The 21,093-nt window shown below is 71.0% G+C and carries 21 protein-coding genes; 18 read left to right on the forward strand and 3 right to left on the reverse strand.

The genetic code is table 11. The annotated features are described in order from the left end of the window. Window positions 1-3: 3 nt before the first annotated feature. Together AB0C16_RS33810 and thrS are read left to right on the forward strand one after the other, a co-directional pair. The gene (locus tag AB0C16_RS33810; RefSeq protein WP_357689066.1) at window positions 4-609 is read left to right on the forward strand and encodes a GH25 family lysozyme; all 606 of its coding nucleotides are present in this window, start codon (window positions 4-6) and stop codon (window positions 607-609) included. Between the two features lie 22 nt (window positions 610-631). Next, window positions 632-2,620 carry a threonine--tRNA ligase gene (thrS, locus tag AB0C16_RS33815; protein ID WP_357689113.1) on the forward strand — a complete coding sequence of 663 codons (1,989 nt, stop codon included), beginning with the start codon at window positions 632-634 and terminating at the stop codon, window positions 2,618-2,620. Between the two features lie 20 nt (window positions 2,621-2,640). Here the strand turns inward: thrS and AB0C16_RS33820 are convergent, their stop codons facing one another. Then, window positions 2,641-3,213: an Asp23/Gls24 family envelope stress response protein gene (locus AB0C16_RS33820; protein WP_357689068.1), complete on the reverse strand. Its 573-nt coding sequence runs from the start codon at window positions 3,211-3,213 to the stop codon at window positions 2,641-2,643. Window positions 3,214-3,297: 84 nt separating this feature from the next. Here AB0C16_RS33820 and AB0C16_RS33825 point away from each other — a divergent pair, with 84 nt between their 5' ends. Further along, window positions 3,298-3,828 (forward strand): HIT domain-containing protein, encoded by a 531-nt coding sequence (locus AB0C16_RS33825; protein WP_357689070.1) that lies wholly within the window; start codon window positions 3,298-3,300, stop codon window positions 3,826-3,828. A 90-nt stretch (window positions 3,829-3,918) separates the two neighbouring features. Here the strand turns inward: AB0C16_RS33825 and AB0C16_RS33830 are convergent, their stop codons facing one another. Then, window positions 3,919-5,478 (reverse strand): family 10 glycosylhydrolase, encoded by a 1,560-nt coding sequence (locus tag AB0C16_RS33830; protein ID WP_357689072.1) that lies wholly within the window; start codon window positions 5,476-5,478, stop codon window positions 3,919-3,921. A 148-nt stretch (window positions 5,479-5,626) separates the two neighbouring features. After that, window positions 5,627-7,765 (reverse strand): elongation factor G-like protein EF-G2, encoded by a 2,139-nt coding sequence (locus tag AB0C16_RS33835; RefSeq protein ID WP_357689115.1) that lies wholly within the window; start codon window positions 7,763-7,765, stop codon window positions 5,627-5,629. Window positions 7,766-8,008: 243 nt separating this feature from the next. Between AB0C16_RS33835 and pgsA the strand changes: the two genes are divergently transcribed. From pgsA to yajC, 15 genes are all read left to right on the forward strand, one after another. Beyond that, window positions 8,009-8,611 carry a phosphatidylinositol phosphate synthase gene (gene pgsA / locus AB0C16_RS33840; protein WP_357689074.1) on the forward strand — a complete coding sequence of 201 codons (603 nt, stop codon included), beginning with the start codon at window positions 8,009-8,011 and terminating at the stop codon, window positions 8,609-8,611. Further along, window positions 8,608-9,516, forward strand: coding sequence for a phosphatidylinositol mannoside acyltransferase (locus AB0C16_RS33845; protein WP_357689076.1), 909 nt, complete (start codon window positions 8,608-8,610; stop codon window positions 9,514-9,516). The genes pgsA and AB0C16_RS33845 overlap by 4 nt, the downstream gene beginning before the upstream one ends. Beyond that, window positions 9,513-10,643, forward strand: coding sequence for a glycosyltransferase family 4 protein (locus tag AB0C16_RS33850; protein WP_357689078.1), 1,131 nt, complete (start codon window positions 9,513-9,515; stop codon window positions 10,641-10,643). The genes AB0C16_RS33845 and AB0C16_RS33850 overlap by 4 nt, the downstream gene beginning before the upstream one ends. Continuing rightward, window positions 10,640-11,182: a hypothetical protein gene (locus AB0C16_RS33855; RefSeq protein ID WP_357689080.1), complete on the forward strand. Its 543-nt coding sequence runs from the start codon at window positions 10,640-10,642 to the stop codon at window positions 11,180-11,182. Before AB0C16_RS33850 ends, AB0C16_RS33855 begins: the two co-directional genes overlap by 4 nt. A 61-nt stretch (window positions 11,183-11,243) precedes the next feature. After that, window positions 11,244-12,260 carry a DUF3048 domain-containing protein gene (locus AB0C16_RS33860; RefSeq protein ID WP_357689082.1) on the forward strand — a complete coding sequence of 339 codons (1,017 nt, stop codon included), beginning with the start codon at window positions 11,244-11,246 and terminating at the stop codon, window positions 12,258-12,260. A 95-nt stretch (window positions 12,261-12,355) separates the two neighbouring features. Then, the gene (gene pdxS / locus AB0C16_RS33865; RefSeq protein WP_357689084.1) at window positions 12,356-13,285 is read left to right on the forward strand and encodes a pyridoxal 5'-phosphate synthase lyase subunit PdxS; all 930 of its coding nucleotides are present in this window, start codon (window positions 12,356-12,358) and stop codon (window positions 13,283-13,285) included. A gap of 182 nt (window positions 13,286-13,467) precedes the next feature. After that, window positions 13,468-13,710 carry an alkaline phosphatase D family protein gene (locus AB0C16_RS33870; protein ID WP_357689086.1) on the forward strand — a complete coding sequence of 81 codons (243 nt, stop codon included), beginning with the start codon at window positions 13,468-13,470 and terminating at the stop codon, window positions 13,708-13,710. 4 nt (window positions 13,711-13,714) lie between these two features. After that, complete coding sequence (gene pdxT / locus AB0C16_RS33875; protein ID WP_357689088.1) at window positions 13,715-14,353, forward strand: pyridoxal 5'-phosphate synthase glutaminase subunit PdxT; 639 nt, start codon at window positions 13,715-13,717, stop codon at window positions 14,351-14,353. A gap of 4 nt (window positions 14,354-14,357) precedes the next feature. Beyond that, window positions 14,358-15,110 carry a YebC/PmpR family DNA-binding transcriptional regulator gene (locus AB0C16_RS33880; RefSeq protein ID WP_357689090.1) on the forward strand — a complete coding sequence of 251 codons (753 nt, stop codon included), beginning with the start codon at window positions 14,358-14,360 and terminating at the stop codon, window positions 15,108-15,110. Window positions 15,111-15,211: 101 nt separating this feature from the next. Next, the gene (locus AB0C16_RS33885) at window positions 15,212-16,930 is read left to right on the forward strand and encodes a hypothetical protein (protein ID WP_357689092.1); all 1,719 of its coding nucleotides are present in this window, start codon (window positions 15,212-15,214) and stop codon (window positions 16,928-16,930) included. An 11-nt stretch (window positions 16,931-16,941) separates the two neighbouring features. Continuing rightward, window positions 16,942-18,093: a GNAT family N-acetyltransferase gene (locus AB0C16_RS33890; protein WP_357689094.1), complete on the forward strand. Its 1,152-nt coding sequence runs from the start codon at window positions 16,942-16,944 to the stop codon at window positions 18,091-18,093. A gap of 151 nt (window positions 18,094-18,244) precedes the next feature. Then, window positions 18,245-18,790, forward strand: a complete 546-nt coding sequence (gene ruvC / locus AB0C16_RS33895) for a crossover junction endodeoxyribonuclease RuvC (RefSeq protein ID WP_357689096.1) — start codon at window positions 18,245-18,247, stop codon at window positions 18,788-18,790. Then, window positions 18,787-19,407 carry a Holliday junction branch migration protein RuvA gene (gene ruvA / locus AB0C16_RS33900; RefSeq protein ID WP_357689098.1) on the forward strand — a complete coding sequence of 207 codons (621 nt, stop codon included), beginning with the start codon at window positions 18,787-18,789 and terminating at the stop codon, window positions 19,405-19,407. Before ruvC ends, ruvA begins: the two co-directional genes overlap by 4 nt. Window positions 19,408-19,465: 58 nt before the next feature. After that, window positions 19,466-20,497, forward strand: a complete 1,032-nt coding sequence (gene ruvB, locus AB0C16_RS33905) for a Holliday junction branch migration DNA helicase RuvB (RefSeq protein WP_357689100.1) — start codon at window positions 19,466-19,468, stop codon at window positions 20,495-20,497. Window positions 20,498-20,714: 217 nt separating this feature from the next. Further along, window positions 20,715-21,068, forward strand: a complete 354-nt coding sequence (gene yajC, locus AB0C16_RS33910) for a preprotein translocase subunit YajC (RefSeq protein ID WP_357689102.1) — start codon at window positions 20,715-20,717, stop codon at window positions 21,066-21,068. Window positions 21,069-21,093: the final 25 nt, after the last annotated feature.

The raw sequence follows: 21,093 nt of genomic DNA on the forward strand, positions 1-21,093 counted from the left end.
AAGGTGAAGCGCTTGCTGCATGGCATCGACGTGTCCAACTGGCAGGGCTCCGTTGACTGGTCCGGGCACGCCCGGGCAGGGGTGGCCTTCGCCTTCGCCAAGGCCACCGAGGGCGTCGACTACGTCGACCGCTTCTTCGCCCGCAACTGGGAGGGCATGCGGGAGAACTGGATCGTCTGCGGCGCCTACCACTTCGCCCGCCCCAAGGGAGACCCGATCGAGGGCGCGCGCAACTTCCTGCGCACGATCAGCACGGCCGGCGGGCTGCGCCGCGGCGACCTCGTCGCGATCGACCTGGAGACGAACGACGGGCTGCGGCCCGAGCAGGTCGCCCGGCACGCCCGCCGATGGTGCGGCTACGTCGAACGGCACGGCGGGCTGCGGCCGTTCGTCTACACCTACCAGTCCTTCGCCCACTCGGGCGCCTGCGCCGGGCTCGGCGACTATCCCCTGTGGATCGCGAGCCCCGACCAGCCGCGCGGCGAACCCCTGGTGCCGGGGCCCTGGAGCGAGTGGACGATCCACCAGCATTCCAACAGCCCGGTCGACCGCAACGTCTTCGACGGCACCCGTCAAGCACTGACCAGGTTGGGGTTTCACAGGCGATAGCATCGATTACCACCATCGACGAATCCGACCCCAGGGAGTCACCGTGTCAGCCGAGCTACGCATCACCCTCGCCGGAGCCGAGCGTGTGGTCGCGGCCGGCACGACGGCCGGTGACGCGCTCGAGGCCGACGGCCGCGCCGTGATCGCGGCCCGGGTCAACGGCGAGCCGCGCGACCTGGCCACCCCGCTCGCCGCCGGCGACGTGGTGGAGCCGATCGAGGTCTCCAGCGAGGACGGCAGGGCGATCGTCCGCCACTCCACCGCCCACGTCATGGCGCAGGCGGTGCAGGAGCTGTTCCCCGAGGCCAAGCTGGGCATCGGCCCGCCGGTCGACAACGGCTTCTACTACGACTTCGACGTGGCGCAGCCGTTCCACCCCGACGACCTCAAGCGCGTCGAGAAGCGCATGCGCGAGATCGTCAAGCAGGGGCAGCTGTTCGCCCGCCGGGCCGTCGGCGACGACGAGGCCCGCGAGGAGCTGGCCGGCGAGCCGTACAAACTGGAGCTGATCGGGCTCAAGGGCGGCGGGGTCGACGCCGAGGAGAGCGTGGAGGTCGGCGCGGGCCAGCTGACCATCTACGACAACCTCGACCCCAAGACCGGCGAGCTGTGCTGGAAGGACCTGTGCCGCGGCCCGCACGTGCCGTCCACCCGGTCCATCCCGGCGTTCAAGCTGATGCGCACCGGCGGCGCCTACTGGCGCGGCAGCGAGAAGAACCCCCAGTTGCAGCGCATCTACGGCACTGCCTGGGAGTCACGCGACAAGCAGGACGAATACCTCAAGCTGCTGGAGGAGGCCGAGAAGCGCGACCACCGCAAGCTCGGCGCGGAGCTCGACCTGTTCAGCTTCCCGGCCGAGCTGGGCAGCGGCCTGCCCGTCTTCCATCCCAAGGGCGGGATCATCCGCAAGGAGATGGAAGACTACATGCGCCGGCGGCAGGGCGAGGCGGGCTACGAGTTCGTCAACACCCCGCACATCACCAAGTCGCAGCTGTTCGAGACCTCCGGGCACCTGCCGTGGTACGCCGAGGACATGTTCCCGCCCTTCGAGCTGGAGGGCGTCGAATACCGCGTCAAGCCGATGAACTGCCCGATGCACAACCTGATCTTCCGGGCGCGCGGGCGCTCCTACCGTGAGCTGCCGCTGCGGCTGTGCGAGTTCGGCTCGGTCTACCGCTACGAGAAGTCGGGCGTCGTCCACGGCCTGACCCGGGTGCGCGGCATGACGCAGGACGACTCGCACATCTACTGCACCAGGGAGCAGATGGGCGGCGAGATCAAGAGCCTGCTCACCTTCGTGCTGAGCGTGCTGCGCGACTTCGGCCTGTCGGAGTTCTACCTGGAGCTGTCCACCCGCGACGAGTCCGACAAGTTCATCGGCGACCCGGCCGACTGGGACGAGGCCACTGAGGCGCTGCGCCAGACGGCCCTGGAGTCGGGGCTGGAGCTGGTCGACGACCCGGGCGGCGCGGCCTTCTACGGTCCCAAGATCTCGGTGCAGGCCAAGGACGCGATCGGCCGCACCTGGCAGCTGTCCACCATCCAGCTCGACCTCAACCAGCCCAAGCGGTTCGAGCTCGAATACCAGGCGGCCGACGGCAGCCGCCAGACCCCGGTCATGATCCACCGGGCGCTGTTCGGCTCGATCGAGCGCTTCCTCGGCGTGCTCACCGAGCACTACGCGGGCGCCTTCCCTCCGTGGCTGGCCCCGGTGCAGGTCGTCGGCATCCCGATCGCCGACGCCCACGCCCCCTACCTGCAGGACGTGGCCAAGCGGCTGCGCGAGCGGGGCATCAGGGTCGAGGTCGACACGGCCGACGACCGCATGCAGAAGAAGATCCGCAACGCGCAGAAGGCCAAGGTCCCCTTCATGCTGCTGGCCGGCGACGACGACATCGCCAACGGCGCGGTGTCGTTCCGCTACCGCGACGGCGAGCAGAAGAACGGCGTGCCGGTCGACCAGGCGATCTCCGAGATCGTCGACGCGGTCGAGCACCGCACGCAGGTCTGACTTTCCGGCAGGACCCCTCCCTAGAAGGGGTTCTCCTCGGCCGGGTCCTGGACGGGCCGGGCCTCGCCGGGCAGGCGGACGTCGTCGACCGTGACGTTGACCTCGGTGACCCGCATGCCCAGCATGCGGGTGACGCTCCTGGCCACGTTGCTCTTGACCTCGGAGGCCACCTCCATCACCACGTGGCCGTACTCGACCACGATGGTGAGGTCCACGGCCACCTGCCGGTCCTGGATGTCGGCGCTCACGCCCTGGGTGCCGCGCCGGGAGCCGACGCCGATGCGGTCGCGTACGGCCTCGAAGGCGCGGGCGAGGTCGCCGCCCATGTCCGCGACCCCGGCCACCTCCAGCGCGGCCAGCGCGGCCACCTTCTCCACCACCTCGTCGGCGACCTTGATCCGCCCCTTCACGACCGGGGCGCCGGTCGCGGCGTGCTCGGCGGAGAGCGGGTCTGCGGAGAGCGGGTCTGCGGAGAGCGGGAAGGGGGGCGGGGCGGGCTGGTCGTAGGAGCCGGTCGTCACGCCGTCACCGTCGGCCGCGTCGGGGTCGTTCACGTCGGCTGGGGCGGAATGCTCGGCTACGGTGTCGGTCATCGCTGCCTCCTCGTGGCGATGCCGAGAATTGTGCCGGACGGGCACCCCGTTTGTCCGTTAAGCCGGGGCCCTATGCTGCTAGATATGCACGATCAGGCAGGAGCGGGGGAGCCCGACAACTTCGAGCGGCTGTGGACCCCGCATCGTATGGCCTACATCAAGGGCGAGAACAAACCGACCGGGTCGGGCCCCGATGACGGCTGCCCGTTCGACGCCATCCCCAAGATGAGCGACGAGGAGGGACTGATCGTCGCCAGGGGCGAGGTCGTGTACGCGGTGCTGAACCTCTACCCCTACAACTCCGGTCACCTGATGGTCGTGCCCTACCGCCATGTGTCCGACTACGACGAGCTCGACCCGGCGGAGCTCCTGGAGCTGAGCGAGTTCACCCAGCGGGCGCTGCGGGCGTTGCGCAAGGCCGGCGGCGCGCAGGGATTCAACGTCGGCATGAACCTCGGCCACGTGGCGGGCGCGGGCATCGCCGCCCATCTGCACCAGCACGTGGTGCCGAGATGGGGCGGCGACACCAACTTCATGCCGGTGGTCGCGCGGACCAAGGTGCTGCCGCAGCTCCTGCGAGACACCCGCCAGGCGCTCGCCGACGTCTGGTCCTGACCCGGCCGCGCCGGCCGGCGCGGCCGGGTCACGGGCGCCGCTCGCCGCCGGTGGCGCAGGTCACGAGATCACCGCCCAGGGGATCGGCGGCTAGTTCGTGCGCACCTCGACCGTGGCGGGCTTGCTCTCGTGGTTCAGCCGGTCCAGCGCCGTCACCAGGTAGGTGCCGGCGGAGGGGGCGGCGAACTCCGGCCGTTCGACCACGGCGACCAGGTCGCGGGCGTCGGTCGTGTGGCAGTCCTCGCCCGACTTCGGCAGCCGGTAGACGGCGTAGGAGCGGGCGCCCGGCGACGGCTCCCACGTCAGCGCCGTGCCCTCGGCGCCGGCGCCGGCGGGCATGGCCGGGGCCTCGCCATCGAGCCCCTTGATCAGGGGCAGCAGGGCCGGGCGGCTGTAGTGCTCCTTGGCGACGCGGTCGAGGGCGCCGAGCGGGTTGGTCAGCAGCTGCTTGCCGCTGAAGTAGACGTCGCCCTCGACCTGCTTGTACTTGCGGTTGAGGGTGAGGTGCGCGGACAGCTCGCCCGGCCTGGTCCACGCCTTGTCGTCGGTCGCGCCGACCCGGTAGAGGGCCTGGCCGATGTAGAGGTCGACGCCGGTGCCCTTGACCTCGCCCGCCCACCACGGCACCAGGGTGTTGTAGTCGGCGGCCTTGAACCCGCGCGGCCAGTACAGCTGCGGTATCACGTAGTCGACGGTGCCCGACTTGATCCAGGCCCGGGCGTCGGCGTAGATCGAGTCGTAGGCCGACATGCCCGCCGTGTTGGAGCCGGTGGGGTCGTTGGACTTGTTACGCCAGATGCCGAACGGGCTGATGCCGAACTTGACGTACGGCTTGGTCTCGTGGACGGCCTGGTCGACCTGGGCGACGAGGGTGTTGACGTTGTCGCGCCGCCAGTCGGCGAGCCGCTTGCCCTTGCCGTACTTTGTAAAGGCGGCGGAGTCGTCGAACGTGGCGCTACCGCTCGGGTAGGGGTAGAAGTAGTCGTCGAAGTGCACCCCGTCGACGTCGTAGCGCTTCACCACGTCGGTGACGACCTTGGTCACGTGGTCGCGCACCTGGGGCAGGCCGGGGTTGAAGTAGACGCGGTCGCCGTACTTGACCGTCCAGCCGGGGTGCTGCCGCGCCGGGTGGGAGGCCGGCAGCTTGGCGACGTTCGCGTCGTAGGAGGCGCGGTAGGGGTTGAACCAGGCGTGGAACTCCAGGCCGCGCTTGTGCGCCTCGTCCACCAGGAACGGCAGCGGGTCCCAGCCCGGGTCCTTGCCCGCGGTGCCGGTCAGGAATCGTGACCACGGCTCCATCGACGACTTGTAGATCGCGTCGGCGGCCGGGCGCACCTGGACGAAGACGGCGTTGAAGTTGCGCTTGGCGGCGGCGTCGAGGAGCCTGACGTACTCGGCCTTCTGCTTGTCGATCCCGAGGCCGGCGCGCGAGGGCCAGTCGATGTTCTGGACCGTGGCGATCCAGACGCCGCGCAGCTGGCGCTTGGGGTAGCGGGCGTCGGGTGTGCAGTCGGCCGCGGCCGTGCTGGGCGTCTTCTTCTCGGCACCGGCCGCCGGGCTCTCGCCGGCCCCGGGGCCGAAGAGGTAGGCGGCGCCGGTGGTGACGACGGCCAGGGCGGCGGCGGCGGCGAGAGGTCGTCCGATTCGCATAATGCCCCAGTGTGGCATCGGGGCTCACATGCTTAGACCCGAAGAAAAGAAATGAATCCGTGATGTATTTGTGACGAGGGTAAACAACCGGGCCGGGAGGGACAGTGTCCCTCCCGGCACCTCCCGGCACCTCCCGGCCTGAACGGTCTCAGCCGGTCGTCGCGACCTTGTCCGCCAGGTGCGGCGGCAGCGGCTCGTAGCGCAGGAACGTGCGGTGGAAGCTCCCGGTGCCGTGCGACATGGACCGCAGGTCGATCGCGTACCGGGTGATCTCCAGCTCGGGCACCTCGGCCTTCACCAGCGTGCGGCCGGTGCCCACCGGCTCGGTGCCGAGCACCCGCCCGCGCCGCGACGACAGGTCGGACATCACCGACCCCACGTAGTCGTCGGCCACCAGCACCGCCAGCTCGTCCACCGGCTCCAGCAACAGCGTCGGCACCTTGGCCGCGGCCTCCTTCAGCGCGAGCTGCCCGGCGATCTGGAAGGCCATGTCGGAGGAGTCGACGGAGTGCGCCTTGCCGTCGTAGAGGGTGACCCGGACGTCCACCATCGGGTAGCCGGCGACCACGCCCCGCTCCATCTGGGCCCGCACGCCCTTCTCCACCGACGGGATGAACTGCCTGGGCACCACACCGCCGACGATCTTGTCCACGAACTCGAACCCGCCGCCGGAGGGCAGCGGCTCGATCTCGAGATGGCAGATGGCGTACTGGCCGTGGCCGCCGGTCTGCTTGACGTTGCGGCCCATCGCCTGGCACTTGCCGCCGAACGTCTCGCGCAGCGGCACCCGCAGCTCGATGCGCTCCACCTCGACGCCGTGGCGCTTGGACAGCCGGTCGAGCAGCACGTCGGTGTGGGCCTCGCCCATGCACCACAGCACCAGTTGCCGGGTCTCGGCGTTGTTCTCCAGCCGCAGCGTGGGATCCTCGGCCACCAGGCGGCCCAGCGCCTGCGACAGTTTGTCCTCGTCGGCCTTCGACCTGGCCTGGATCGCCACGGGGAGCAGCGGGTCGGGCATCTGCCACGCCGTCATCAACAGCGGCTTGTCGACCTCGGACAGCGTGTCGCCGGTCTCGGCCCGCGACAGTTTGGCCACCGCCACGATGTCGCCGGCGATGCCCTTGGCGATGCCGCGCTGCTGCTTGCCGAGCGGGCTGGTCAGGGTGCCGATGCGCTCGTCGACGTCGTGGTCCTCGTGGCCGCGGTCGGCCAGGCCGTGCCCGGAGACGTGCACGGTCATGTCGGGGCGCAGCGTGCCGGAGAAGACGCGGACCAGGCTGATGCGGCCGACGTACGGATCGCTGGTGGTCTTGACGACCTCGGCCACCAGGGGCCCGTCGGGGTCGCAGGAGATGTCCTTGACCGGCTTGCCGTCGAGGGTGGTGATCTCGGGCATGGGGTGTTCGAGCGGGGAGGGGAAGCCCTGCGTGATCAGCTCCAGCACCTCGGTCGCGCCGACCCCGAGCCCTGAGCAGAGCACGGGGAAGAAGCTGCCGCGGGCCACGGCCTTCTCCAGGTCGTCGATGAGCACCTTGGTGTCGATCGTGTCGCCCTCGAGGTAGCGCTCCATGAGCGACTCGTCTTCGCTCTCCTGGATGATGCCCTCGATCAGGGTGTCGCGGTGCTCCTCGATCCGCGCCTGGTAGTCGGCGCCCGGCTCCTTCTCCGTGCGGCCGGTCGTGGCGTAGTTGTAGAACTTCTGTGTCAGCAGCCCGATCAGGCCGTTGACGTGCCCGTTGGTGATCACCGGCAGGTAGAGGGGGGCGACGCCGTCGCCGAAGATCTCCTGGCAGCTCGTCAGCACCTCGTCGAAGTCGGCCCGCTGGTGGTCGATCTTGGTGATCACCACCGCCCTGGGCATCCCGACCTGCGCGCACTCCTCCCACAGCAGCTGCGTGAGCCCGTCGATGCCCTCCGCCGCCGACACGACGAACAGGGCGGCGTCGGCGGCCCGCAGACCGGCCCGCAGGTCGCCCACGAAGTCGGCGTAACCGGGGGTGTCGAGAAGGTTGATCTTGATGCCGTTGTGCGTCAGCGGCGCCGACGACAGGTTGACCGACCGTTGCTGGCGCACCTCGACCTCGTCGAAGTCGCTGACCGTGTTGCCGTCCTCGACCCGGCCGGCCCGCTGGATCGTGCCGGTGGTCGCCAGCAGTTGCTCCACGAGGGTCGTCTTGCCCGCTCCTGAGTGGCCGACCAGCACGACATTGCGTATCGCGTCCGCCCTGTCGGCCGCTGGTGCCCTGCCCGCGGCTCCCAAGGCCCCTCCGGGGTTCTTCTCCGCCACATCGCCTCCGGTCTCGTGGGACGAGGCGGCCTCGCCTCGAGCGCCCGGCATCGCGATGCCAGGTGTCCGGCTCGGCTCCCTCTCCCGTGTCGTTCGGTTGAGGTTCGCAACGCCGCGCCCGTGCGGGGGGTGGCAGGACCGCATGGACGCGGTGTGTTCACCAAATACCCGTGTGGCGGATACCACAAGGGGGGTGAGGCAAAGAAAGTCGCCGGTCCTGTGATGGCCTACGATCGGAGCGCGATGCTCAAACTCCTGCGCCCGGCCATGACCCGGATACTCACCCCGTTGGGCAGGGCCCTGGTCCGCCGCGGGATCGGCCCCAACGCCGTGACGGCGATCGGCACCCTCGGCACGGTGGCCGCCGCCCTGATCTTCTTCCCCGCGGGGCAGCTCAGTGTGGGCGCCCTGGTGATCACCGTCTTCGTGCTGTTCGACCTGCTCGACGGCGTGGTGGCCCGGCTCGGCGGGGGCGGGGGCAGCACCTGGGGGGCCTTCCTCGACTCCACGCTCGACCGGGTGGCCGACGCCGCGATCTTCTGCGGGCTGATCCTCTTCTTCGTCTCCCGCGACGACCTCCTGATGGTGGCCGTCACGCTGTTCTGCCTGGTGGCCGGGGCTATGGTGTCCTATGCCAAGGCCAGGGCCGAAGGGCTCGGGCTGACCTGTGACGTGGGCCTGGCCGAGCGGCCGGAGCGGCTGGTGGTGGCGCTGGTGGCCACGTTCCTCGCCGGGCTCGGCGTCCCCTACCTGTTGCCCGCGGGCATGTGGTTGCTCGCGGCCGCGAGCGCTGTCACGGTGGTGCAGCGTGTGGTCCATGTCCACCGGCAGACGAGGGAGCGATGAGCGAGAAGCCGTCCGTCACCGATCGCGTCGTCGCCGCGGGGTTCGCGGCGGGCTGGACGATCGTGCCGCTGCTGCCCAAGCGGCTCACCGCCGGGGCCTTCCGGTTCGCCGCCGACCGGCTGTGGCGCGGGCGGGGCACGTCGGTGCGCCGCCTGGAGTCCAACCTGGCCAGGGTGACCGGGCTCGCCCCCGGCAGCGCCGAGCTGCGGGATCTCAGCAGGGCGGGCATGCGGTCCTACTTCCGTTACTTCGAGGAGATCTTCCGGCTGCCGTCCATGCCCCGCGCCGAGGTCGTCCGGCGCACCCACGTGACCGGCGCCGAGCACATCCACGACAACGTCGCCGCGGGGCGGGGCGTCGTGCTCGCGCTGCCGCACATGGGCAACTGGGACCAGGCGGGCGCCTGGCTGGTCGGCGTCGGCCATCCGTTCACCACGGTGGCCGAGCGGCTGCGGCCCGAGTCGCTGTTCCGCCGCTACGTCGCCTTCCGCGAGGGGCTCGGCATGGAGGTGCTGCCGCTCACCGGCGGCGACGGCCACAACTTCGCCGCCCTGGCGTCGCGCGTGCGCAAGGGCGGGGTCGTCTGCCTGCCCGCCGAGCGCGACCTCACCAAGAGCGGCGTCGAGGTCGAGTTCTTCGGCCGGGCGACCAAGGTGCCCGCGGGCCCGCCGCTGCTGGCGGTGCAGACGGGCGCCGCGCTGCTGCCCGCGACGGTCTACTTCGCGGGCGACGACTGGGGCATCGACATCCACGAGGAGATCCCGGTGCCCGAGGAAGGCACCCGGCAGGAGAAGGTCGCGGCGGTGGCGCAGCGGATGAGCCACGTCTTCGAGAAGGGCATCACCGAGCATCCCGAAGACTGGCACATGCTGCAGCGCCTGTGGCTGGAGGATCTGCGGCGATGAAGGTCGGCATCGTCTGCCCCTACTCCTGGGACATGCCCGGCGGGGTCAAACAGCACATCGACGACCTGGCGCAGGCCTTGATCGCGCAGGGGCACGACGTCTCGGTGATCGCGCCCGCGGCCGACGACGACGACCTGCCGCCCTACGTGGTCGGCGCCGGCCGGGCGATCCCCGTCCCCTACAACGGGTCGGTGGCCAGGATGTCGTTCGGGTTCCTCTCGGCGGCGCGGGTGCGTCGCTGGGTGCGTGACGGCGGCTTCGACGTGCTGCACATCCACGAGCCGCTGGTGCCGAGCCTGGGGGTGCTGGCCTGCTGGGCGGCGAAGGGGCCGATCGTGGCCACCTTCCACGCCTCGTGGGTGCGCTCGCGCGCGATCGCGGTGGCCGAGCCGCTGCTGCGCAGCGCCCTGGAGAAGCTCAGCGGCCGCATCGCCGTCTCCGACGCCGCCCGCAAGAGCCTGGTGGAGCAGTTCGGCGGCGACACCGTGCTGATCCCCAACGGCGTGACCGTGGCCCGCTACACCGAGGCCGAGCCGCTCGACGGGTGGGGGCCCGGCGGGGCGACGATCGGCTTCCTCGGGCGGATGGACGAAGAGCGCAAGGGCCTGCCGATCCTGCTCGACGCCTTCAACCTGCTGGCCCCCGAGCGGCCGGAGCTCAGGCTGCTGATCGCCGGGCCGGGCGACGCCAAGGACGTCTACGACCGGGTGCCCAGGGGGTTCCACGACCGGGTCACCGTGCTGGGCATGGTGAGCGAGGCCGACAAGATCCGCGCCTACCACTCGGTCGACGTGTTCTGCGCGCCCAACACCCGCGGCGAGAGCTTCGGCATCGTGCTGGCCGAGGCCATGGCCTCCGGCGCGACCGTGCTGGCCAGCGACATTCCGGCGTTCCGCAAGGTGCTGGGCGAGGGGCAGGCGGGCGCGCTGTTCGCCAACGGCGATCCGGCCTCACTCGCCCGGGAGGCCGCGGCGTTACTCGACGCACCCGAACGACGGGCCAAGCTGGCGGCCGAGGCGCTGGTGGCGGTCCGCAAGTACGACTGGTCGACGGTGGCGCGCGACGTGGTCAGGGTCTACGAGACCGTCACCACCGGCGGCGCGGGCCGGGTGGAGGAAGACCTGTGACATCGACCATGATCGTGTTGATCGTGGGCATCGTGGTGGTGCTCACGGCCGTCTACATCTCCTGGCGGGCGGGTCGTCTCGACCGGCTGCACATCCGGCTCGAACTGGCCGGCGAGTCGCTGTCCGCCGCGCTCATGCGGCGCAGGGCCGTGACGCTGGAGCTGGCAGGCTCGCGGCTGCTCGACCCGGCGACCTCGCTGGTGCTCGCGGCGGCGGCGCACGAGGCCAGGATGGCCGGGCCCGACGAACGCGAGCACGCCGAGAGCGACCTGTCCCGCACCCTGCGCGCCGTCGTCGACCAGGAGCGGTTCGGGGAGAAGCTGTCGGAGTCACCGGGTGGCCAGGCACTCCTGCAGGAGCTCGAGGCGGCCGTGGCCAAGGTCGTCTACTCCCGCCGCTTCTACAACAACGCCGTCGGGGTGACGCGCACCGCCCAGCGGCGCTGGCTGGCCAGGACCCTCCGCCTGGCCGGGCACACCGAATACCCGCAATTCTTCGAGATTGATGACAATCCACCGGCGGCAATGGCAACTGAATGACCCGATTTGGTAAGGCCGGTAAGCTTCTCCCGATTCTGGGCCGAAGCGGAGGAGTGTACAGGTGCGGCTATTCCGGATGATCACCGTGACGCTGGCCGGAGCGGCGGTCCTGCTGCCCGTCGCGGCATGCTCGTCGGATGAGCCCGCAGCGGGGCAGGCGCCGCAGGCGTCCGCCACCCCGCCCGCCGAGGAGGAGACGCCCGCGGGCGAGACCCACCCGTTCACCGGGCAGCCCGCGGGGACCCTCAAGCCGGTGCTCGCGGTGAAGATCGAGAACACCGCCGCGGGCAAGCCCCAGCTCGGCCTGAAGAGCGCGGACATCGTCTACGTCGAGCAGGTCGAGGCCGGTCTGACGCGCCTGATGGCGATCTTCTCCTCCAAGCTCCCGGCCAAGGTCGGCCCCGTCCGCAGCGCCCGCATCTCCGACCTGCACATCACGCCGCAGTTCGGCAAGCCCGCGTTCGCCTACTCGGGCGCGCAGACCAAGATGCTGCCGTTCATCGCCGAGGCGTCCCTCTACGACGTCTCCGACAGCCGGGCGCCGGGCGCCTACTTCCGTCAGCCCGGCCGCTTCGCCCCCTACAACCTGTTCGCCACCTCCAAGCAGCTGCTGGCCAAGGCCCCCAAGGCGAGCAAGGCCAAGGACATCGGCTTCACCTTCGGCGACCCTCCGGCCGAGGGCGGCGTGGAGCGTACGTCCTACACGGTCAAGTGGCCCGCGGCGCGCTTCACCTTCGCCTGGTCCGAGGCCAGGAAGCAGTGGCTGATCTGGCAGGACGGCAAGAAGGACATGGCGGCCGAGGGCGGCCAGCTCGGCGCCCCGACGATCGTCGTCCAGTACACCAAGACCGAACGTTCCCAGTTCCACGACAAGAACCAGAGCTACACGCCGCTCGTGCACACCGTCGGCAAGGGCTCGGCGGTCGTGCTGCGTGACGGCAAGGCGTACAAGGCTCGCTGGGAGCGGGAATCCGAGGAGGGGGGCACGACGTTCACCACGGAGAGCGGCGAGCCGATGAACTTCGCCCCAGGTCAGGTCTGGGTGGCGCTCGCCAGCCGCAAGCCCGTGACTCCTTGACGTACAAGAATCCCCACAAGTCCTGACATGATGGCGGGTCGGGGAAGAGACCGTTAAGGACCTACCATGGGCTTGATAACTTACCGTTCGCCTTTGTGAGGAAGACCGTGTCCAGCACGCCTGAAGCCCCGTCCACCACCGGCCCCGTCACCGGCACCGCGCGTGTCAAGCGAGGCATGGCCGAGATGCTCAAGGGCGGCGTCATCATGGACGTCGTCACCCCCGAGCAGGCGAAGATCGCCGAGGATGCCGGCGCGGTCGCCGTGATGGCCCTGGAGCGTGTGCCCGCCGACATCCGCGCACAGGGCGGAGTGTCGCGGATGAGCGACCCCGACATGATCGACGGCATCATCGCCGCCGTGTCGATCCCCGTCATGGCCAAGGCCCGCATCGGCCACTTCACCGAGGCCCGCGTGCTGCAGGCGCTCGGCGTCGACTACGTCGACGAGTCCGAGGTGCTCACCCCGGCCGACTACGCCAACCACATCGACAAGTGGCAGTTCACCGTGCCGTTCGTGTGCGGGGCGACCAACCTGGGCGAGGCCCTGCGCCGCATCACCGAGGGCGCGGCGATGATCCGCTCCAAGGGCGAGGCCGGCACCGGCGACGTCTCCAACGCGGTCACCCACATGCGCACGATCCGCGGCGAGATCAAGCGCCTCACCTCGCTGCCCGAGGACGAGCTGTACGTTGCCGCCAAGGAGCTGCAGGCGCCGTACGAACTGGTGGCCGAGGTCGCCAGGACGGGCAAGCTGCCGGTCGTGCTGTTCACCGCGGGCGGCATCGCCACCCCGGCCGACGCCGCGATGATGATGCAGCTCGGCGCCGAGGGCGTGTTCGTCGGCTCCGGCATCTTCAAGTCGGGCGACCCGGCCAAGCGCGCCGCCGCCATCGTCAAGGCCACCACGTTCTACGACGACCCCGACGTCATCGCCAAGGTCTCGCGCGGCCTGGGCGAGGCCATGGTCGGCATCAACGTCGAAGAGATCCCGCAGCCGCACCGCCTGGCCGAGCGCGGCTGGTGACCTGCGCGTCGCCGTAGTTCCGGCGGTCCGCCGTCCAGAGATGATCCGCACGGCGGCCGCCGCACGATGCCACGCCCAGTACAAGTCCGACCTCGACCTGCAGGCCGCGCACGCCGCCGCGCCGCACCTCGATCCCGCGCGGCATCGACATGTGGCTCTACCGGCACGTCCGGTGGGGCAGGATGGCCACCTTCCACATGCTCGGCACCCGCCAGTACCGCGACGACCAGGGGTGCGGCGACGGCTACAGGGGCTGCCCCGAGGCCGTCGACCCCAGCCGGTCGATCACCGGAGCGGAGCAGGAGCAGTGGCTGCTCGACGGCTTCCGCCACTCGCTCGAATCCCGGACCGGCCGGGCCTGCCACGTGGACCACCGGGCCACGCTCTCCGACCGCGAGCCGCGCTACGCGAAACGCGCCCTGTAGGAAGATGCCAGACAAGCGGGGTGTTGAATCAACCGGACCCCAAGGCTTCGAGGGAAGGACGCCCGTGCCCACGATCGGTGTACTCGCTTTGCAGGGAGACGTGCGCGAGCATGTGCGCATGCTCCGGGAGGCAGGCGCCTCGGCCACGACCGTGCGCAGGCCCGCCGAGCTGGAGGCCGTCGACGGGCTGGTCATCCCCGGTGGCGAGTCCACCACGATGTGGAAGCTCGCCGAGACCTTCGACCTGCTCGAACCCCTCCAGATGCGGGTCAAGGACGGCATGCCCGCCTACGGCTCCTGCGCCGGAATGATCATGCTGGCCGACCGGATCGAGGGCGGCGCCGAGGGCCAGCGGACCATCGGCGGCATCGACATGGTGGTCAGGCGCAACGCCTTCGGCCGCCAGGTCGACTCGTTCGAGGCCGACCTCGACTTCGCGGGCGAGCCGGTGCACGCCGTGTTCATCCGCGCTCCGTGGGTCGAATCGGTCGGGCCCGACGTTCAGGTGCTGGGCAGGGCCGAGCCGGGGGATAGGATCGTCGCGGTCCGCCAAGGGCCTCTGCTCGCGACCTCGTTCCATCCCGAGCTGACCGGGGACACTCGCGTGCACCGATACTTCGTAGACATGCTGAGGGAGCTATAGGTAGATGTCCGGCCACTCCAAATGGGCGACGACGAAGCACAAGAAGGCCGCGCTCGACGCCAAGCGCGGCAAGCTGTTCGCGAAGCTCATCAAGAACATCGAGGTGGCGGCCAGGACGGGCGGGCCTGATCCGGATGCCAACCCCACGCTCTTCGACGCCATCTTCAAGGCGAAGAAGAACTCGGTGCCCAACGACAACATCGAGCGGGCCCGCAAGCGAGGCGGCGGCCTGGAGGCCGGCGGCGCCGACTGGCAGACCATCACATACGAGGGCTACGCGCCCGGCGGGGTCGCGGTGCTCATCGAGTGCCTCACCGACAACCGCAACCGAGCGGCCTCCGAGGTGCGCGTCGCGCTGACCCGCAACGGCGGCTCGCTGGCCGACCCCGGCTCGGTCTCCTACATGTTCAACCGCAAGGGCGTCGTGATCGTGCCCAAGAACGACCTCGACGAGGACACCGTGCTGACGGCCGTCCTCGACGCGGGCGCCGAGGAGGTCAACGACCTGGGTGAGGCGTTCGAGGTCGTCTCGGAGGCCGGTGACCTGGTGCCGGTGCGCAAGGCGCTGCAGGAGGCGGGCATCGACTACGACTCGGCCGAGTCGAGCTTCCTGCCGACGATGAGCGTCCAGCTCGACGAGGAGGGCGCCAAGAAGGTGTTCCGGCTCATCGATGCGCTGGAAGACAGCGACGACGTGCAGAACGTGTACGCCAACTTCGACGTGTCCGACGAGGTCATGGAGAAGCTCGAGGCCTGATCTCGGTCCGTCCCCGCCCGTGTCCGGCACGGTGGTCGATCGGGGGCGCTGATCGGCATCGTCGTGGCACGGCGCCCGGGGGCGGCGTAGGGTGTCGCGTCGTGACCTCCCCCAACCCCTCCCCGACGGCTTCTCCCGCGCTCGGCTGGCTGCTCCTGCTGCCCGCGCTGGTCGGCACCGCGATCTCGCTGCTCTTTCCGACGGTCAGGACCATCCTGCTCGGCTTCGAGTCGGGCCGGATCGCCGGGCCGAGCCAGTTCGTCGGGCTCGAAAACTACGCCGGCAACCTGGGTGACGACGCGTTCTGGCGGGCGCTCGGCTTCACGCTCTCGCTGGCGGTCGTGCCGCTCCTGGTGGCTGTGGTGGTGGGACCGTCGCTCGCGCTGGCGCTCGACCGGGCGGGCGGGCCGGTCAGGCGGGCCGGGCGGGTCGTGCTCTCGCTGGCCATCGTCACCTTCTCTCCGATGGGGGTCGCCGCCGCTTGGACACAGGGGCTGCGCTCCGAGGCCACCGGCGTCGTCGCGCTGGCCGAGGGGCTGCGCGATCCGGCCACCGCGCCGGGAACGCTCCGGCTGGTCATCGCGGCCGCCACGTTCGGCCTGGTGTGCGCGCTGGCGGTGATGGTGTTCCTGCCCGCGCTGCGCGGCGGCACCGTGACGGCGGCCATGCTCGTGGTGGCCGGGCTCGTCGTCCTGGCCATGATCGCCGCCGCCCTCCAGACGTTCTCGATGGGGCTGGCGCTGGCGGCGGGCGGGCCGGCGCGTTCCACGGAGACGCTGGCGACGCTGCAGTACACCCAGGCGTTCCGTCTGTTCCGGCCGGGACTGGGCGCCTCGCTGGCGACCGTCGTGGGTGTCCTGCTGGGCGTGCTGGGGCTCGTCGCGACGATTCTCGCGGTGGCCGTCAACCTGCGCATCTCGCTCATTCCCCGCTCGGGGTCCGCATACGGACAGACGCCCTCGTACCAGGCTCCCGTGCACGGCCAGGGGGCCGAACGACCGGAGGCCGCACCAGTGCAGGCCCCCGCGACGCGCGTCGCCCAGCGGCGTGCTCAGGGCCGCGCACGGGGTGCGTCCGCGGCCGGCACGGCGATCGGGCTGGTGGCGCTGGCCCTCGTGACCCTGATCGCGCTGGTCTGGGCCTGGCCCTGGCTGTCCGCCCTGCTCGCGGGAGGCGAGACGCCGGGCTCCGGGGCGCGCACGCAGGTCAACACGTGGGTGCCCGCGGTGGTGGGCGCGCTGGTCTCCGTCGGCGTCGCCTATCTGGCGGCGCTCGGCATCGGCGGGCTGCGCCCGCTGGGGCGCCGCAGCGAGTGGCTGCTGTTGCCGTTCGGGCCGTGGTTGTTCGTGGGAACCGGGCCGCTCAGCGTCGCCGACTGGCAGGCCGTGAGCGACATGGGCCTTATCGACACCTTTGTCGCGCTATTTCCTCCTTTCCTGGTGTCTGTGCCCGCGTTGCTGGTGCTGACCCTGCTCTGCAAGGGGCTGGCCGAGCGCGCCGGCGGCGACTTCTCCGGCGGCGTCGTGCGCCCGTCCCTGCCCATGGCGGGCATCCTGGCCGGCGCGGTCGCCCTGGCCAACGCCCAGGACCTGCTCTGGCCGCTGCTGACCGCGCACGACCCCGGCCTCGCCACCGCCCCCGTCGCCCTGCTGCGGCAGCTGAGCGACTTCCGCGCGGCGACCCCCGACGCCGGGCTGACCACCCCGCTCGCCGTGCTGCTCGTCGCCCTGGCCGCGCTGGTGGCGGCGCAACTGCTCTACCTCGACCGGCTGGTCATCACCACCGGAATCAGTTCGCATTCCCGGACACCTGCCGCGTAGGTTGGCGCATTGTGGAAATTCGTGACCTGACCCCCGATGACCTCGACGCCATACTCGACCTCCGCAAACGCTCCTTCGGCGTGCTCTCGGCCGCCCACACCGCGACCTGGCGCAAGGCCATGCGGCCCGTCCTGGCCGAGGGCCGCTACCTGGGCGCGTTCGACGGCGCCCGCCTCACCGCCGCCGCCCGGGTGGGTGGCTTCACCCAGTGGTGGCACGGCAGGCCGCAGCCGATGGCCGGGATCGCGGGCGTCACCGTCAGCCCGGAGGACCGGGGCAGGGGAGTGGGCCGGCAGATCATGAGCGCGGTCGTCGCGCGCGCCGCGGAGTTCGGCGACGCCGTCTCCGCGCTCTATCCCGCCACGACGCCGATCTACCGCTCCATCGGGTACGAGCACGCCGGGGCCCAGCACCTGGCCACCCTCCCGGCCGAGGCGCTCCGCGCGATCCGGCCGTCCGGCCAGGTCAAGCTGCGCAGGATGGGGCCGGACGACGCGGCCGAGGTCGTCGCCGTGCTGCACCGCGTGCACGGCGCGGCGCGGGCCTCCGGCCCGGTCTCGTGGGACGAGCGCACCTGGGCGCTCTGGCTCGACGAGGCGGACGACTTCCTCTATCTCGCCGACGACGGCTACGTCGTCTACCGCTGGGACGGCCAGGACATCAGGGTCGAGAACCTGGTCGCCGGGTCCGAGGCGACCGCGAGGGCCCTGTGGTCGCTGGTCGGCACCTCCTCCTCGATCGCCGAGCACGTCACCGCCCCCGTGGCGCCGGACGATCCCGTGCTGTGGCTGCTGCGTGAACGCTCGAAGGAGAAGGTCAGCCTCGTGCGCTGGATGTTCAGGGTGATCGACGTGGCCGCGGCCGTCGAGCGCCGGGGCTATCCGGCCGGGGTTTCGCTGCGGGCCGACGTCGAGGTCGACGACCCGCTGCGGCCGGGCAACACGGGCCGGTGGCGGCTGGAGGTCGCCGACGGCCGCGGCACGGCCACCCGCACGGGGGCGGGCGACGGCCCCAGGCTCACGGTCAACGCCCTGTCCGCCCTGTACGCCGGGATCCCTGCCGCCACCCTGCGCCGCAGCGGGCTCATGTCCGGCGACGACCGCCACGACGAGGCCCTCGACACCGCCTTCGCCGCCCGGCCGTACATGCTCGACTACTTCTGACGGGCCTCCGTACATCTGACGCACGCCGGACGGGGACTTCCGACGGGCACTTCTGACGGGCGTCCGACGGGCGTTTCGCGGTGCGCGGCCACTCCCGCCGGGGTAGAGTCTCGTGCCGAACAGGTGTTCGGCGGCGCGGGGAGGCAGGCCGGTGCGGGTGATGGGCGTCGATCCGGGGCTGACCCGGTGCGGCCTGGGAGCGGTCGAGGGCCGTCCCGGCGCGCCGCTGTCCCTGGTGGCCGTCGGGGTCGTGCGCACCGGCGCCGACGAGGAGCTGGGCGCGCGGCTGGTGGGCATCGAGGTCGGCATCGAGCGGTGGCTCGACGAGGTGCGCCCCGACGCCGTGGCGGTCGAGCGGGTGTTCAGCCAGCACAACGTCCGCACGGTCATGGGCACCGCCCAGGCCGCGGGCATCGCGGTCCTCTGCGCGGCCAGGCGCGGGCTGCCCGTCGCCCTCCACACGCCGTCCGAGGTCAAGGCCGCCATCACCGGCAGCGGCACCGCCGACAAGAAGCAGATCGGCGTCATGGTGACCCGCCTGCTGAGGCTCGGCGAGATGCCCAAGCCGGCCGACGCGGCCGACGCGCTCGCGCTGGCCATCTGCCATGTCTGGCGCGGCGGCGCACAGCACCGCCTCGCCGAGGCGGTGGCCAAGCAGGCACGGGCCCGCGCGCCGCGCAAGGACGTGCAGCTGTGATCGCCTCGGTGACCGGCCGGGTGACTGCCGTCGCGCCCGACGGCGCCGTGATCGAGGTCGGCGGCGTCGGCATCCTGGTCCACTGCACGCCCGGCACCCTGGCCACGCTCCGCACCGGCGAGGGGGCGCGCCTGGCCACCTCGCTCGTGGTGCGCGAGGAGTCCCTCACCCTCTACGGCTTCGCCACCGAGGACGAACGCGTGGTCTTCGAGCTGCTCCAGACGGCCGGCGGCGTGGGCCCCAAGCTGGCCCTGGCCATGCTCGCCGTCCACTCGCCCAACGCCCTGCGGGTCGCCGTGGCCGGAGCCGACCTCAAGGCGCTCACCCAGGTGCCGGGCATCGGCCAGAAGGGCGCCCAGCGCATCGTCCTGGAGCTGAGAGACCGCCTCGGCACCCCCGACGAGACCGTCGACGCCGCGCTCAACGGCGGCCGCCGGGCCGCGCCCTGGCGCGACCAGGTGCACTCCGGGCTCGTGGGGCTCGGCTATTCGAGCAAGGACGCCGACGAGGCCATCGCCGTCGTCGAGCCCGAGGCCGACGCCGACCTGGCCGCCGGCCGCCCACCCCAGGTGGCCGCCCTGCTGAAGGCGGCGCTGCGGGCGCTGAGCGTCCGATGATCGCCAGGACGGGCCGGTGCCCTACCCTCGGAGTGAGCCCTGTGAGGGAGGTGCGGGCGTGAGCCTGGAGCGAGACCTCGTGTCGCCCGACGCCGAGGGCGAGGAGTCGCAGATCGAGGCGGCGCTGCGGCCCAAGCGGCTCGACGAGTTCATCGGCCAGGCGCGCGTGCGCGAGCAGCTGTCGCTGGTGCTCGAGAGCGCGCTGCGGCGCAGCCGGCCACCCGACCACATGCTGATGAGCGGATCACCGGGGCTGGGCAAGACGACCCTCGCTATGATCATCGCAGCCGAGTTGAGCATGCCACTCCGCATCACGTCAGGGCCGGCCCTGGAGCGGGCCGGCGACCTCGCGGCCATCCTGTCCACCCTGGCCGAGGGCGAGGTGCTGTTCATCGACGAGATCCACCGGATGGCGCGGCCCGCCGAGGAGATGCTCTACCTCGCGATGGAGGACTTCAGGGTCGACATCGTGGTCGGCAAGGGCCCCGGGGCCACCGCCATCCCGCTCGACATCTCGCCGTTCACCCTGGTCGGCGCCACCACCAGGGCGGGGCTCCTGCCCGCGCCACTGCGCGACAGGTTCGGCTTCACCGCCCACATGGACTTCTACCAGGTCGAGGAGCTCGAGCAGGTGCTCTACCGCTCGGCCAGGCTGCTCGGGGTGACGCTGCCGCCCGAGGGCGCGCACGAGATCGCCAGGCGCTCGCGTGGCACGCCGCGCATCGCCAACCGGCTGCTGCGCCGGGTGCGCGACTTCGCCGACGTGCGGGCCGACGGCGTCATCGACCGCGACATCGCCTCCGCGGCCCTCAACCTCTACGAGGTCGACGCCGAAGGGCTCGACCGGCTCGACCGGGCCGTGCTCGGCGCGCTGCTGCGCAAGTTCGGGGGCGGCCCGGTGGGCCTGTCCACGCTGGCGGTGGCCGTGGGCGAGGAGCCCGAGACCGTCGAAGTGGTGGCCGAGCCCTTCCTCGTACGCCAGGGCCTGCTGGCCAGGACCCCACGCGGCCGGGTCGCCACCGCCGCGGCCTGGCACCACCTGGGCATGACTCCACCCCCAGATGCGTTCGGAGCTACGCTTTTCGACTGATTACAGAACGGTTGCAACCGTTTCGAATTGGGAACTTCCCCGCGCGCCGAAACGCTGCTTCGTTGCCGCGTTTCGCAACAACCGCCTACACTCCGTGGCTTGGCTGGCTGTGTAGGCTGACGGGCTGAGTGGCGCGGCCCGAGGCAACGCACGGAATTTCCGGCGCGAGGCCGGTGTCAACTCCTTGTACGACAATGGAAGGTCGCCCCTTATGGACATGGGACAACTCGGAAGCATCCTGCCGCTGATCCTGCTGGTGGTGGTGTTCTACTTCCTGCTGATCCGCCCGCAGCGCAAGCGTCAGCAGGAGGCGATCAAGATGCAGAACAGCCTCGCGCCGGGTGCCAGGGTGATGACCACGACAGGGCTGTTCGGCACCGTGGTCGCGGTGGACAATGACGACGTGGTCCTCGAGGTCGCCCCCGGGATCGAGACCCGGTGGGTGAAGGCGGCCATCGGCCGTGTCGTGACACCGGGCGACGCTCCCGCCAGGGACGACAGTGACGACAGCACGCATGACGAGCCCGTGGAGCGCGACGGCGGCCAGGACTCCAACTCGAAGCAGGCCTGACCAGGCTCTGCGACAAACCCCTATC

It is taken from the genome of Nonomuraea sp. NPDC048916 (genome assembly GCF_040649575.1).
In the GTDB taxonomy this organism is placed as follows: domain Bacteria; phylum Actinomycetota; class Actinomycetes; order Streptosporangiales; family Streptosporangiaceae; genus Nonomuraea.